The following is a 13609-nucleotide window of genomic DNA, read 5'->3' as shown; positions in this document are numbered from 1 at the left end:
CGATGAGTCAAACATTTTCGGCATTGAAACGTTCGGAAATTCTGGAAGCGATGCAGGCGGAGAAGCAGGACGTGCTGATTATCGGCGGAGGGATTACCGGTGTGGGCACAGCTTGGGACGCCAGCCGGCGGGGCTTGAAAACAGCGCTGGTCGAAATGAACGATTTCGCATGGGGAACGAGCAGCCGTTCCACGAAGCTGGTTCACGGCGGGCTGCGGTATTTGAAGCAGGGTGAGGTTAAGCTGGTCATGGAGGTCGGCAGGGAACGGGCGCTTCTGCACCGCAATGCGCCGCATATCGTTATTCCCGCTCCGATGCTGCTCCCCGTTTATAAAGGAGGCACTTATGGTTACCTGGCCTCCTCCGTCGGGTTGTACGTCTATGATTTGCTGGCGGGAGTGAAGAGAAAAGAACGCCGCAAAATGTTCAACCGGGAGAAAACGATGGAGATCGAGCCTCTGTTCAAGACAGAAGGGCTGAAAGGCTCGGGATACTATTACGAATACCGGACGGACGACGCCCGGCTGACGATGGAAATTGCCAAATGCGCCAACCGGAACGGGGCGAAGCTGGTCAATTATGCGAAAGCGGAACAATTCCTGTATGACAACGGCAAAGTGGTGGGCGTCAGGGTAACCGATCAATTAACCGGAGAGAGCTACGATCTGTATGCGAAGAAAATCGTGAACGCAGCCGGGCCTTGGGTGGATAAGGTCAGAGAAAAGGACCATGCCATCGTCGGCAAGAGAATGCTGCTGACCAAAGGAGTGCACCTGGTCGTCGATTATTCGAAGCTTCCCATTCGGCAGGCGGCCTATTTCGATGTTCCCGACGGCCGGATGATCTTCGTCATTCCCCGGGACGGTAAGACATATATTGGAACGACGGACACGTTCTACAAGGATGCCATTGAAGAGCCGCGGACAACGGATGCCGACCGCGATTACTTGATCGATGCAGTGAATGCCGCGTTCCGAAACGTGAAGCTGAAGGCTTCGGACGTCGAGTCGATGTGGTCCGGTCTCCGCCCGCTTATCCACGAAGATGGGAAGAAGCCGTCCGAGGTATCCCGGAAGGACGAAATTTTTGTAGCCGAATCGGGTCTTATTACGATTGCCGGCGGTAAACTGACCGGCTTCCGCAAGATGGCGGAGAAGGTGGTCGATCTGGTCGCCAAGCAGCTTGGCGCAGAGGAAGGGACCAGCTACCCTCCATGCAGTACGGATCAGGAGGTCATCAGCGGCGGGGAAACCGGCGGCGTAAGCTACGAGGAATACAAGGAGCGGATTATCCGGGAAGGAGAGGGGCTCGGATTGGCGCGGGAAACGGCCGCTTATCTGTATTCCCGTTATGGCTCCAACACTCCTGTCATTTATAACAAAATCCGCGAGTGGGAGAAGGAAGCTGCGCTAGATGTGGAGCAGAAGGCGCTCATTGCCGAGGTGCATTACTGCATCGAGCATGAGATGGCCGCATCGGCTGTTGATTTTATCGTCCGGCGCACCGGATTGATGTTCTTTAACGTGAAACGCGCCCGGGAAATCAGCGAATCGGTGCTTCATATTATGGCCGATCGCCTGGCTTGGGACGAAGCGGAGACCGAACGGCAGAGAGAGCGGTTGAACAAAGCGTTCGAAACGGTACGGGCGGTTCCTGCCAAATCCTATCCTGGACAGTAAGAAGGACAGAGGCCCGGACGGGGCTGGCTGCAAGGTTTGCCAGCCCTTGACCGGCTTGAAGTATGTTAGAATGGATATATAGGAATTCATGATCTTTTTTTTCGAAAGCGGGAGGGGTACAATGCCGAAACAATATATTCTAGCGCTGGATCAGGGGACGACAAGCTGCAGGGCTATTCTCTTCGACCGTTCGGGGCAAGGGGTGGCCATGGCTCAGAAGGAGTTTACCCAGCATTTTCCGCAGACGGGTTGGGTAGAGCATGATGCGGAAGAAATATGGCGGGTGCAGCTGGAGGTTATACGGGAGGCCGCTGCTCAGGTGAAGGCGGAAGATATTGCCGGTATCGGGATTACGAACCAACGGGAAACCACTGTTGTTTGGGATCGGGAAACCGGGAAGCCTTTACATCGGGCCATCGTCTGGCAGTGCCGGAGGACGGCCGATCTGTGCGATCAGTTGAAAGCGGATGGCTGGGAGGAGAAAATCCGCCAGAAGACGGGGCTTGTGACCGATCCGTATTTCTCGGGCACCAAGCTGCAATGGCTGCTGATGAATCATCCGCACATCCGGGAGAAGGCTGATTCCGGCCAAGCGTTGTTCGGAACGATCGATAGCTGGCTCATCTGGAATTTGACCGGGGGGAAGATTCACGTTACGGACATATCGAATGCATCCCGGACCATGCTGTTTAACATTCATGAACGGGATTGGGATGATGAAATCCTGCAGCGCCTGTCTATTCCGCGCAGCATGCTGCCTGAAGTGAAATCGTCCAGTGAGGTATATGGCTATACTTCTTTGCTGGGAGACGGGATCGACATTCCTATTGCGGGAGCGGCTGGCGATCAGCAAGCGGCGCTGTTCGGTCAGGCGTGTTATTCCGCAGGAATGGCTAAGAATACTTACGGAACCGGTTGCTTTATGCTCATGAATACCGGTCCGAAGCCTATCGCTTCCCGCAAAGGTCTGCTCACTACCGTGGCTTGGGAAATCGACGGGCAAATTGAATATGCGCTGGAAGGAAGCGTCTTCACGGCCGGGGCGGTCATTCAATGGCTGCGCGACGGTTTGGGGATCGTGGAACGGGCCTCCGACAGCGAGCAAGCGGCAATGTCCGTTCCGGATACGAACGGCGTTTACTTCGTACCGGCCTTCACCGGCCTGGGAACCCCTTACTGGAATCCTCACGCCAGGGGCATGATTACGGGATTAAGCCGGGGAACGGAGAGGGCGCATTTGATTCGTGCGGCGCTGGAAGCCATTGCTTATCAGTCGGCGGAAGTGCTGAGCGTCATGGAAGAGGAGTCCGGCATCAGCCTGCAGCAGCTTAAGGTGGATGGCGGTGCGGTGCAAAATAACTTCCTGATGCAATTCCAGGCGGACATTATCGGAACAGAGGTCTTGCGGCCCAAGGTGCAGGAAACCACCGCGTTGGGCGCCGCATTCCTGGCCGGCCTGGCCGTAGGCTTATGGAAGGATAAAGAGGAATTGAAATCAATTTGCGCCCAGGACGGACATTTCGTTCCCGAGATGGGGGAAGAAGAACGTCAGGCCAAATTTGCCGGCTGGAAGAAGGCGGTTGCCTATCAAGTCGGCTGACGGCACGGCAATCATAAATTATATGGACGCCGTCCCCTTGTAAGAGCGCGATTAGGGGACGGCGACAGGAGCCCGGGACAGAGGCGGCAAGGGGCCTTTGTCCCGGGATTTTTCTTTGTCAACACTTCCGGCGGTATTACCATTTCTCCGAAACAAGCTTCGCTTGGGTGAACAAGAGCAGGTAATCGCGCCCGCCCGCTTTGGAGTCGGTACCGGACATATTGAATCCGCCGAACGGATGGACGCCGACGAGCGCGCCGGTGCATTTGCGGTTGAAGTATAGGTTGCCGCAGTGCATATGGCGCCGGGCGTATTCCAGATGCTCGCGATTCCGGCTGAACACCGATCCGGTCAGGCCATACTCGGTATTGTTGAATATATCGACCGACTGCTTGAAATCATCCGCCTTGCAGACGGCAAGCACCGGGCCGAAAATTTCCTCCTGCATGATGCGGGCATTCGGCAGTACGTCCGCGATTACGGTCGGCTGCAAATAGTAGCCGTCGCCTTCCGCGATGTCTCCTCCGGCGACCAGGTGCCCTTCCCCCGCACCGATATCCATGTATTCCCGAATTTTGTTATAGGCGCTCTCATCGATAACCGGTCCGATCGGATGGTTTTCTTCCGGCAGGCCGACGGTTAATTGCTTCGTCTTCTCGACGATATGCCGGAGCACCTCTTCATACAGATCCTGATGGATGATGGCGCGGGAGCCGGCGGAGCACTTCTGCCCCTGGAAGCCGAAGGCGGATGCGACGATCGCGTCCGCAGCCTCCGCAGGATCGGCGCTGCTGTCCACGACAATGCCGTCCTTGCCGCCCATCTCGGCGATCAGCCGCTTGATCCAGATCTGGCCTGCCGCCGGGCGCGCAATCCGCTCGTTAATCCGCAATCCGACATCGCGGGAGCCCGTGAACGAGACGAAGCGGGTGCGCGGATGATCTACGAGCAGGTCGCCGATCTCTCCTCCGGAGCCGGGGACGAAATTCAGCACGCCGGCCGGCAGCCCGGCTTCTTCCATCAGCTCGACGAATTGGGCTGCAATGACCGGCGATGCCGAAGCCGGCTTGAGCACGACCGTATTGCCGGCGACGAGAGCGGCGCAGGTCATACCGGCCATGATGGCGAGCGGGAAATTCCATGGCGGTATGACGACGCCGACGCCGAGCGGGATGTAGGTCAGCCGGTTGTCCTCGCCAGGAAGCGGGGTCAACGGCTGCGGCTGGGCGAGGCGGATCATCTCCCGGCCGTAGAACTCCAGGAAGTCGATCGCCTCGGCGACGTCGGCATCCGCTTCGGCCCAATTCTTCCCGACTTCATACACAAGCCAGGCGGAGAACTCGAACTTGCGCCGGCGGATGAGAGCGGCCGCCTTGAACAAATAGCCCGCCCGAACCTCCGGGGCGACATGCTGCCAATCCCGGAACGCGGCATCCGCAGCGGCAATCGCCTGGTTCGCCAGATGAGCGTCGGCCTGGGCGACATAGCCGACGATCTGTTTGACTCGCCCGGGGTTGACGGATACGATGCTTCTGTCGGTCATGATCTTCCGGCCGTTGATACGAAGCGGATAGGTGCGCCCCAACCGGGCACGGACGCTCTCCAGCGCGGCAAGCATCGCCTGCCGATTATGTTCCTGCTTGAAATCGGTAAACGGTTCGTTGCGGTATTCCACCATCGTCATACCCAATCCCTCCAATATGATTATTATGAAATATGAATAATACCTACGATTTGAAGAGAGACTTCAGCACAAAACCTACGTTCGCCGGCCTTTCCGCCAAGCGGCGCATGAAATAGCCGTACCAATCGTTCCCGAATGGAACGTATACCCGCATCTTATATCCTTCATTTGCGAGATTGTGCTGCGCCTGGGTGCGAATGCCGTAGAGCATCTGAAATTCAAATTGGCTTCGCGGGATTTGACGCTCTTCGACGAAGTGCTTGACATGCTGAATGATGGCATCATCATGGGTGGCAATAGCGGCATAGTCACCATTGCCGAGATGCTGCTCGATGATCCGGATGAAATTGCGGTCAACGTCTGCCTTATTCGGGTAGGCGACGTCCGGCGATTCCTTGTAGGCGCCCTTCACGAGCCGCAGATTCGGCCGGAACCGGTGCAGCCTGTCGATGTCGTCCGCGCTCTTGTACAGGTAAGCCTGAATGACAAGACCGACCGTGTCGCCGTATTCCTCGCGCAGCTCGCAGAAAATATCGATGGAGGCCTCATTATGGGCGTAATCCTCCATATCGATGCGCACGAAGTTGCCGCAGGCGGCGGCGGTGTCCAGGATGGCCCGCATATTGCGCATGCACAGCTCCCTGGACAGATCCAGCCCGAGCTGGGTCATCTTGAGGGAGAGGTTCGAACGAACACCGCTCCTCTCAATTTCCTGCAGCGTTCGTATGCAGAATTGGGTCGATTCCAGCGCTTCTTCCTCTGTTAGAATGAATTCGCCCAAATGATCCAATGTGGCCTCAATCCCCGCTTCATTGAGTTCCCGAACCACTGCGATGGCATCCTCAATCTGCTCGCCGGCGACGAAGCGGCGGGCGCCGAATCGCAAGCCGTACTTCTTCGCGGCACGGTTGGCGAGGCGATTTTTAGACAGAAATAACAAACCATTCCTCAATAAGCTTTCCATCCGCGCATCTTCCCTTCTTACGGGTAAAAGTGTATAAAATTTAAACATATTTTATATTTATGATTAAATATAAACACAAAATATTGGAAATGTAAACACTTTCCTGAGTCTGCAACGGAAAAAGGGCGAAGTCCCAAGGTTGCCCGGCTAGTGATTGTTTTCTCATTGCAATCTGGTGGCCGTTTTGCCATAATCTAAGAAAAATCGAATGCTTGGAGATGGACGATGAGCCGGTCAGAAGTGATGGAAGCCGTGCTGAGCGGCTTGCTTGGCGCAATGAATGACGCCGTAACCGTCATAGACAATGAGGGGACGGTATTATATTGGAATCGGGTTGCCGAAGAGACGTATGGAATCAATGGTAAAGATATTATCGGACGCAAGATAGGGGATTTCTTCCAGAGGGAATCGATCATGCTCTTTCAGGTTATGGAGAGCGGCCGTGCCGTGTATCAGGTCTATCACGAGCCGCGGCCGGGCATGCATGTCATGATCAACGCGGCCCCGATCGCGGATGCGGCGGGGAAGACGATCGGAGCCTTGTCCATCGAACGCGACGTATCCTCTTATGTGAAATTAAGCGCGGAAATGTATCATCATCCGGAAGGCCAACCGCTGCTGCCCGCGGTCTTTCCCGCCAGGCTGCTTCAGCGGGTGAAGACGGTATTTTCCCTGGGGCAGCCGCTGCTCCTTAGCGGAGAGGGGGGAGTGGGCCGCACATCAATGGCCGAATGGCTGCACCGAAGCGCCGGCCGCTCCGGCCGCTTCGTGATGGTGAGCTGCGGCACCGTTCCGGAAGGAATGCTGGAGGCGGAATTGTTCGGCTATCAGGGAAAAGAAGAGCGGCCCGGGAAGCTGGATCTGGCGGCGGAGGGCACCCTCTACCTGAAAGACATGGACGCACTGCCTCCGGCGATGCAGGAGAAGCTGGCGGCAATGCTGCGCACGTCCCGCTTCGAGCGTCTGGGCGGCACGGCATCCGTTCCGCTGCAGTGCAGAATATGCGGGTCCGTCGGTCCTCAAGCCGCCGGGGAAGAGGCGGGCCGCTTGCTGCCTTCTTTGCGGTACGCCTTCCAGCTCTACACGGTTCCGCCGCTGCGCGAGCGGAAGCAGGACCTGCCGGAGCTGTGCCGGCTTTTCCTGGATCAGGCGGCCTCCAAGGCAGGCATGACCGGGCCGGAGCTTGCGCCGGACGCACTGGCGGCGGTGTTGGCGTACGATTGGCCGGGCAACCTGTCGCAGTTGCGGAATGCGATGGAGTACGCCGTAGCGGCGGCAAGCGGATCCGGCACTGTGACGTCCGCTCAACTGCCGGAAAATGCCCGCTTGAGGACTTTGAATGAGCTGACGGAGCCGGATCTCCCCCTCAGCGTCCATTCCGGCGAGTGGGAACGAGCCCGCATTGCCGAGACGCTCGAGCGGGCGAACGGAAACAAGGCCAAAGCCGCGCGCATGCTGCAAATCTCCCGGGGAGCCCTCTACTATAAGTTGAAGCAATACGGGTTGGAATAGGTGCAGATGGGTGCCGCCCACGGGAGTTTTCATAGAAGCCGACCAATCGCCATGCATCTTCACGAAGCGTGCCGGGAAAGGCTTATTTAAGAGAGCCCGACTTATGGATAAGCCTGGTTGCTGAGAATACTGTGCCATGAATCTCTCGGGGCGGCCTCAAGCAGGGTAATTCCGCGGCAAAAACCCGGATCGGATCGGGAGCCTTGCTTGTTGTGCTTACTCTTCGTGGTCTTTTTACCTGAGATCTGCCTTGAAAAATCCGTCTATTTTCATTTTCAGCTGGTGCCGTGCAAACGGAACGGCGCGTCTAACTGGATTTTATGCAGGTAAATTGAAGCGGATCGAGAAAAGCGATGAAAGTAAATGGAAAAACTCCATTTAAAATCGATGATTTTGGGGATCCTCGCCCTAATTGCGGGAAATAACTGGAGTTTTTCCAGTTAGATTTCGTTTTTCCTCCAAAAAGGTACAAACTAACTGTATAAAATCCACTTAGTTGTCATTTTCTGCGAGTAGACTGATAGAAGTAGTTCAACCGCATGACACCGCAACACCCATGACACTACATGAACCCATGAAACCCATGACACTGAATGAACCCATGAAACCCATGACACTGCGGCATCAGATTAAGAAAACAGATGGCTAATTTCAAGATAAGGGTCATTTCCGCCCGAGATAGCGACTTAGCTGAACGAGATTAGCAAGCTGGCCAAAATGAGCTGTAATTACTAAAAAATGTAAGGACGAAGAAGATGATTCATTAAACAGAGCAAAAATTACAGAGAGGTGAAGAAATCCACTAGGGTTTCCCTCTGAAGAATCAATCTAGTATTAATTAAGAAAGGCTTGTAATAATTTCCTTCGATTCCATATAAAAAATGGGCCGGGGTCTGCTCTTGAAGGCAGGCGCCGGCTTGTTTATTGCCTGCCGGTAAGCCGCCGGCACCGCATAAAATACTGGAAGTTCCTATGAAAGGCCGTGAATAAAACATCGGTGTACGCTCCATAGTAGATAAACGAAGAAAAACGTTATTCTGAGAGGATGTGCAATGGGAAAAAGAGACTTGGTCCATAAACAGCCGATCATTCCAGAACGGGATTGGATAGGCATGCAGGGAGTAGAGGAACCCGAAGGGCTCGGTCCTGCTTTGGAGCCCCGACTGGCCTGGTTCCAAGGGATGCTGGAGCGCTGCTTTGATGCGGTATTTCATCCCTTCACCGCGATGCCTGACGAACGTTCCTGCGTCTGTATCTATTTGCGCGGGATGGTGGATTTCGATTTATTCCAGCAATTCGTGCTGCAGCCGCTCACGTCGCCTCCCGGGGAGCATCCGCTGCATGTGCGAATCTTCGAGCATACCATTCTGCCCGCAGCCTCTTATTCCGCCATCCATCGGTTGAAGGAAGGTTTGAACGCAGTTCTGGACGGCAACATCCTTCTGCTGATAGATGGAGAAGAGAGAATGGTTTCTTTTCCATATGTTCTGATAGAAAAAAGAGCGATCGAGGAAGCCAAGAACGAGACCGTCATCCGGGGGCCGCGGGAAGGCTTTGTGGAGCATCTGGAGACGAATTTGACTCTGCTGCGGCGGCGCATCAAGAGTCCTTACTTAAAAATGGAGCGATACCAGATCGGCAGTTATACGCAAACGGATGTTGTCGTCACGTATCTGGAAGGAGTCTGTACGGAGAAGCTGGTGGACGAAGTGAAGCTGAGGCTGTCCCGGATCGTCATTGACGGAGTCCTCGATACGAGCTATGTGGAGGAATATCTGGAGGATAGCCCTTCATCGCCATTCCCCCAGCTTCAGTATACCGAAAGGCCGGATACGGCCGCCGCCGCTCTGCTGGAAGGACGGGTTGTCATTTTCGTAGACGGAACGCCGAATCCGCTGATTGCTCCCGTGACGATGTTCGCCATGCTGCAGTCCGCCGAAGATTATTATCAGCGGTTCTATGCCGCCAGTTGGATCCGGTGGATTCGTTACGGCTTGATGATCGCGTCACTTCTCCTTCCCTCCCTTTATATCGCTATTACCACCTTCCATCCGGAGACACTGCCTGCGAATTTATTAATCAGTGTGGCGGCTGCCAGGGATGTGGTTCCTTTTCCGGCGGTGGTGGAGGCCTTCCTGATGGAGCTGACCTTCGAAGGCTTGAGGGAGGCCGGGCTGCGGATTCCGAAGCCAATTGGGCAGGCGGTTTCCATTCTCGGAGGGCTGGTCATCGGACAGGCAGCGGTTCAGGCAGGCATTGTGGCCGCGCCGATGGTTATCATTGTGTCGCTCACGGGAGTAGCCTCCTTCGTCATTCCCCATTTCGATCTGGGGCTGACGCTTCGCTTCCTGCGGTTTCCGATCATGATTCTGGCCAGCGTCCTCGGCTTGTTCGGAATCGTCATCGGTTTGATCCTGATTTATCTTCATCTGATCACTTTGCGTTCTTTCGGTACTCCTTATTTATCCCCGATAGCTCCGATGAAGGGTCAGGATGCCGCTGACGTATTCGTCAGGGCTCCTTGGTGGCGGATGAGGAGAAGGCCTGAATATTACGCCGGGTCTCCCAATAAAGAACGACTGCAATATGTCAATCGAATGGAAAGGAAGGAGGAATAGATGAACCGCCTCTTGAGCAGAACGATTCGCCTGTCCTCGGTCCTGTCGGTTTGCATGCTGTTGACCACCGGCTGCTGGTCGCGTATTGAGATCAACGACAGAGCTTTCGTGACATCCATGTATGTTGATGATGCCGGGAATGGGCAGGTCCGGGTGTCGTTGGGCTTTCCGCTTCCCAACCGGCTGGTGCAGGGCCAGTCCGGCGGTGTGTCCAATGACGGCAACCCCTATACCCATATGACCAAAGAAGGGAAGACGATCGCCGAGGCCATCCGGAAGATTCAGAACGATCTTTCCCGCGAGATCAATTGGGGGAGCAACCGCATTATTGTAGTCAGCAGCCAATATGCAAAGCAAGGAATGCAGCCGCTGATGGAGTACCTTGGCCGTCTTCCTCACATCCAATTAAAAACATACTTATTCGTTGCCAAGGAAGAAGCGGAGAAGATCCCGCGGATGTCGGCCGTTTTCGAACGTTTTCCGAGCGAGGTGCTGAGGGAGTTTGCAAGAAGAAGGATGACTTTAAACGCACTCTTCGAGATCTGATGGGTGTCCAGCCTTATGGCGGCAGTTTAACTATGGGCTTGCTGTTGTCTCGTAAGGAAAACCTGGCCAGCGAAAAAAATAAAATAGGCGAATGGGTCGGAACGGAAGGGGCGGCTTTGATCAAGAACTATAAATGGTCGGGCAGATGGGGGCGGAGCAAACCGAAGGGGCCCTATGGATAATGAACCGGATGAAGTCCACGATTGTCAAGGCGTCCTCCCCTTCCGACGAAAGACCCGTGACCTTCGACATAATCAAAAGCCGTTCCCGGATAAGGCCGGTCTGGGATAAGGACGATCTCGTTTTTAAAATGAAAATAACCCTGCAGGCTCAAGTTCTGGCTTCCGATTCCAATCTAAGAATCACCGATCCCGCCAATATCGCCAAGCTGCGAACCGCGCTCAAGGAAGAGGTGGAAAGGATAATCCGCAAGGCTTTCGATGAATCCCTCCGTCATAAAGCCAATTTTTATAAGCTGGGGGAGAGAGTCGAGCTCCGGTATCCCAAGCGCTTCGCGTCTATCAAAGAAAAATGGCAGCACTATTACGCCGAGCATGCCCGGCTGGAATTGGAAATTGACCCCTATATCAAGAGGGCGGGGGGAGAGCAGGATCCTTTAAGAGCGGAATACGGAGAGCAGGAAGGAGGAGGCTCATGATTATCACCGTGTTATTATTGGGGTTCGGAGGGGCGGCCTGGCTGGAATGGAAGGAATTACGGCAGAAGGAGGAAGGCCGGAGAACCTATTGGATCGTTTTCGGCATTCTAGGATTTGCTCTAATATACAGTGCTGCCGTCAGTTTCGATAAAACCTTACCAAGCCTTAGCTCTTATATGATTCCATGGCTGAAGCCGATTCAGGATTGGATATTAATGAAATGAGGATGAGCCGGTCGGGTATAAGCAGGGCAGGAACTGGATCAGCATTGGCATTTTACAGGCAGGAGGTAGAGGATGGAGAGGATCACTCAAAGCCAAATCGTGATGCTGTTCGTTATTTTTTTCTATTCTTCCATTGCGGGATTTATGATCCGGCCGCTGGCCAAAGCTTCGGGATACGGTTCCCTATGGGTCATGCTGGCCGGGGGCGCGCTCGGGCTGGGATGGATTTATTTGTCCGTTGCATTCGCGAAGAGAAGGCCGGATGGCTATTTGGCCGATTATGGCCGGGAAATTGTGGGCCGTTGGCTGCATGTGCCGTTAATGCTGGTCATTGTTTTTTTCGCGCTTCAACTGTCAGCTTTCGTTCTGAGGGAATACCAGGATTTTATGGTGCAAAATTATTTACCCGGCACTCCCGATTGGGTCGTTTCCGGCATGCTGGGGATTAGTGCGGCGTTTGCCGTCCGTTCCGGCATTGAGGTGATTTTCCGGTTTGCGCAGGGGATCTTCATTCTTGTTGTAATCTCTATTGCCGTTACCACCGCCATGCTGGGGTACCAGGTGGACGGGCACCGGGCCATCGGTTTCTTCACCCGCTTTGACGTCAGGGAGATTTGGGAAGGGGCCTATATGGTTTGCGCATTATATGCGGAATGGGTGATGGTGGTCCTGTTTTTCCCGAAGCTCAAGGAGTCGGGGCGGACCTTCCGCAGCTTAACAGGGGCGGCGCTGCTGGGAACCCTCTTCGTTCTCATGCTGCAGGTTCCAACGCTGCTTCTGTTTGGCAGCGAGCTGACGACCAATCTCACGTACCCTTTGTTGGAGGCGGTGCGCTACATCCGCTTCGGAGATTTTCTCGAAAATATTGACCCGATGCTGGTAGCGATTTGGACGACTTGTATTTATATCAAGGTCTGTCTGTGCTTGTATGTTTCCGTGTTTGTACTCTCCCGGCTGCTCCGGCTCGACAGCGTGAGGCCTCTGGCGTTTGCCGCGAGTGCCCTGATGATCGGCTTATCGCAGCAGATGGCTCATGACGCTATTGAACTGAACGACTATTTGCAAAATGCGGCGATGACGTTCGGGCTGGCCGCCATGGGCGTGCCGCTGTTCTACTATGCCATCGACTCGCTGAAGAGCAGATGGCTGGCCGGAAAGCGCCATTAGGGGAACAGGCCCCTAATGAGCAGACTTCGCGTACTTCCTTCCGACGCTGTGCAGAATCCAACCGCAAACGATCAGGCTAAGTCCTCCCATCGATTCCAGTACGAACGGGGAGAAGCCCAGGTAGAATTTTCCGATGACTGCCGTCAGTGCGAAGAGCCACAGTCCTAAATAAACAAGCGACCGGCTGAATAATACGCCGAGCAGCACATAGAAGAAGGATAGAAAAAGAGCCCGGACCAAATGAACGAATACCCCGTTGACTGCTTCCAAGTAAAGCAGAAGCAATAGGGAAGCGAACAGGACAAATACGGGAAGCGCCATTTTGAAGGCGAGCTTCGTATCGCGGGTGCGATCGCCATCGGTCTTGTAAGAGAACAGCAGAATGACGCTGATGATCGCGGCTACGGCGGCGGAAGCCGGCTGAACCCAGAACGGCAGATTCCAGGAGTCCCGCAGCCAGAGGAGTGCGCTGAACAACCACTGCGCTCCCCATATATAGAATAATGGAATTAAAGGAACGGAAACTTTAATACAGGTACGCAGTATCCGGTTCCAATCGTTATCGTGCTGTAACATAAGCCATTCCCTCACTTTTCTGGTAGACTCCTGCAGACTAAGTCCAAGCGTTAGCTTACTACAGCAGCCGTTTACAAGTCAATTCCTCCAGGGGGGACTTTCCCTAGTAATCGCCCGCTTCCCTTGGAGGATCATGTGAAAAACCTGCGGGCGCGGTATGATTATAACGGACCTCAGGGTGGTCTGGAAGGGCCTTCCAGTAATTTTAACGGACTTCAAATGGTTGTCGAATAACGTGTCCAAGCGCGGTTTGACAATAACGGATCCTGGGGACCTTAAATAGCCCAGAATGGCCTTTTGGTAACTTTAACGGATGGCGTAAAGTATTCTGTGTACCAAGATTTGGAGCCTTCACAGGCGACAAAAAAGTAGGGTATTCTC

General features: G+C 54.5%; 12 protein-coding genes. 9 read left to right on the top strand and 3 right to left on the bottom strand.

Features of this window, described 5'->3' with window-relative positions; all coding sequences use genetic code 11:
* The first annotated feature begins 2 nt into the window (after positions 1 to 2).
* Positions 3 to 1679 (top strand): glycerol-3-phosphate dehydrogenase/oxidase, encoded by a 1677-nt coding sequence (locus ACFQ03_RS05610; RefSeq protein ID WP_379286668.1) that lies wholly within the window; start codon positions 3 to 5, stop codon positions 1677 to 1679.
* Positions 1680 to 1800: 121 nt separating this feature from the next.
* Positions 1801 to 3279, top strand: a complete 1479-nt coding sequence (glpK, locus tag ACFQ03_RS05605; protein WP_379286666.1) for a glycerol kinase GlpK — start codon at positions 1801 to 1803, stop codon at positions 3277 to 3279.
* Between the two features lie 136 nt (positions 3280 to 3415).
* Here the strand turns inward: glpK and pruA are convergent, their stop codons facing one another.
* Positions 3416 to 4963: an L-glutamate gamma-semialdehyde dehydrogenase gene (gene pruA, locus ACFQ03_RS05600; protein ID WP_144934449.1), complete on the bottom strand. Its 1548-nt coding sequence runs from the start codon at positions 4961 to 4963 to the stop codon at positions 3416 to 3418.
* A gap of 43 nt (positions 4964 to 5006) precedes the next feature.
* Positions 5007 to 5927 (bottom strand): proline dehydrogenase family protein, encoded by a 921-nt coding sequence (locus ACFQ03_RS05595; protein ID WP_379286663.1) that lies wholly within the window; start codon positions 5925 to 5927, stop codon positions 5007 to 5009.
* 225 nt (positions 5928 to 6152) lie between these two features.
* On the opposite strand from ACFQ03_RS05595, the gene ACFQ03_RS05590 reads away from it, so the two are divergent.
* From ACFQ03_RS05590 to ACFQ03_RS05560, 7 genes are all read left to right on the top strand, one after another.
* Positions 6153 to 7439 (top strand): sigma 54-interacting transcriptional regulator, encoded by a 1287-nt coding sequence (locus ACFQ03_RS05590; protein ID WP_379286661.1) that lies wholly within the window; start codon positions 6153 to 6155, stop codon positions 7437 to 7439.
* 1052 nt (positions 7440 to 8491) lie between these two features.
* A complete protein-coding gene (locus tag ACFQ03_RS05585; protein WP_379286659.1) occupies positions 8492 to 10057 on the top strand; it encodes a spore germination protein in 1566 nt (521 codons plus the stop codon).
* Entirely contained in the window at positions 10058 to 10603 is a 546-nt protein-coding gene (locus tag ACFQ03_RS05580) for a Ger(x)C family spore germination protein (RefSeq protein WP_144934455.1), read from the top strand.
* Positions 10604 to 10635: 32 nt separating this feature from the next.
* On the top strand, positions 10636 to 10785 hold the full coding sequence (locus ACFQ03_RS05575) for a hypothetical protein (RefSeq protein ID WP_379286657.1): 150 nt from the start codon (positions 10636 to 10638) through the stop codon (positions 10783 to 10785).
* On the top strand, positions 10785 to 11261 hold the full coding sequence (locus ACFQ03_RS05570; RefSeq protein ID WP_379286655.1) for a Ger(x)C family spore germination C-terminal domain-containing protein: 477 nt from the start codon (positions 10785 to 10787) through the stop codon (positions 11259 to 11261). Before ACFQ03_RS05575 ends, ACFQ03_RS05570 begins: the two co-directional genes overlap by 1 nt.
* Positions 11258 to 11485 (top strand): hypothetical protein, encoded by a 228-nt coding sequence (locus ACFQ03_RS05565; protein WP_144934459.1) that lies wholly within the window; start codon positions 11258 to 11260, stop codon positions 11483 to 11485. The genes ACFQ03_RS05570 and ACFQ03_RS05565 overlap by 4 nt, the downstream gene beginning before the upstream one ends.
* 72 nt (positions 11486 to 11557) lie before the next feature.
* Positions 11558 to 12652 carry a GerAB/ArcD/ProY family transporter gene (locus ACFQ03_RS05560; protein ID WP_379286653.1) on the top strand — a complete coding sequence of 365 codons (1095 nt, stop codon included), beginning with the start codon at positions 11558 to 11560 and terminating at the stop codon, positions 12650 to 12652.
* Positions 12653 to 12664: 12 nt separating this feature from the next.
* Here the strand turns inward: ACFQ03_RS05560 and ACFQ03_RS05555 are convergent, their stop codons facing one another.
* Positions 12665 to 13228 carry a hypothetical protein gene (locus tag ACFQ03_RS05555; RefSeq protein ID WP_144934463.1) on the bottom strand — a complete coding sequence of 188 codons (564 nt, stop codon included), beginning with the start codon at positions 13226 to 13228 and terminating at the stop codon, positions 12665 to 12667.
* Between the last annotated feature and the right edge of the window lie 381 nt (positions 13229 to 13609).

It is taken from the genome of Paenibacillus residui, from assembly GCF_042677205.1.
Lineage (GTDB): Bacteria > Bacillota > Bacilli > Paenibacillales > NBRC-103111 > Paenibacillus_L > Paenibacillus_L residui.
The sequence above is the reverse complement of the archived record's forward strand: the minus strand, read 5'-3'. Positions and strand labels throughout refer to the sequence as shown.

Coding starts and splice junctions, on each gene's coding strand:
- ACFQ03_RS05555 (WP_144934463.1), bottom strand. CDS start 13,228: ATGTTACAGCACGATAACGATTGGAACCGGATACTGCGTACCTGTATT.
- ACFQ03_RS05585 (WP_379286659.1), top strand. CDS start 8,492: ATGGGAAAAAGAGACTTGGTCCATAAACAGCCGATCATTCCAGAACGG.
- ACFQ03_RS05565 (WP_144934459.1), top strand. CDS start 11,258: ATGATTATCACCGTGTTATTATTGGGGTTCGGAGGGGCGGCCTGGCTG.
- ACFQ03_RS05570 (WP_379286655.1), top strand. CDS start 10,785: ATGAACCGGATGAAGTCCACGATTGTCAAGGCGTCCTCCCCTTCCGAC.
- glpK (WP_379286666.1), top strand. CDS start 1,801: ATGCCGAAACAATATATTCTAGCGCTGGATCAGGGGACGACAAGCTGC.
- ACFQ03_RS05575 (WP_379286657.1), top strand. CDS start 10,636: ATGGGCTTGCTGTTGTCTCGTAAGGAAAACCTGGCCAGCGAAAAAAAT.
- pruA (WP_144934449.1), bottom strand. CDS start 4,963: ATGACGATGGTGGAATACCGCAACGAACCGTTTACCGATTTCAAGCAG.
- ACFQ03_RS05610 (WP_379286668.1), top strand. CDS start 3: ATGAGTCAAACATTTTCGGCATTGAAACGTTCGGAAATTCTGGAAGCG.
- ACFQ03_RS05590 (WP_379286661.1), top strand. CDS start 6,153: ATGAGCCGGTCAGAAGTGATGGAAGCCGTGCTGAGCGGCTTGCTTGGC.
- ACFQ03_RS05595 (WP_379286663.1), bottom strand. CDS start 5,927: ATGGAAAGCTTATTGAGGAATGGTTTGTTATTTCTGTCTAAAAATCGC.
- ACFQ03_RS05560 (WP_379286653.1), top strand. CDS start 11,558: ATGGAGAGGATCACTCAAAGCCAAATCGTGATGCTGTTCGTTATTTTT.
- ACFQ03_RS05580 (WP_144934455.1), top strand. CDS start 10,058: ATGAACCGCCTCTTGAGCAGAACGATTCGCCTGTCCTCGGTCCTGTCG.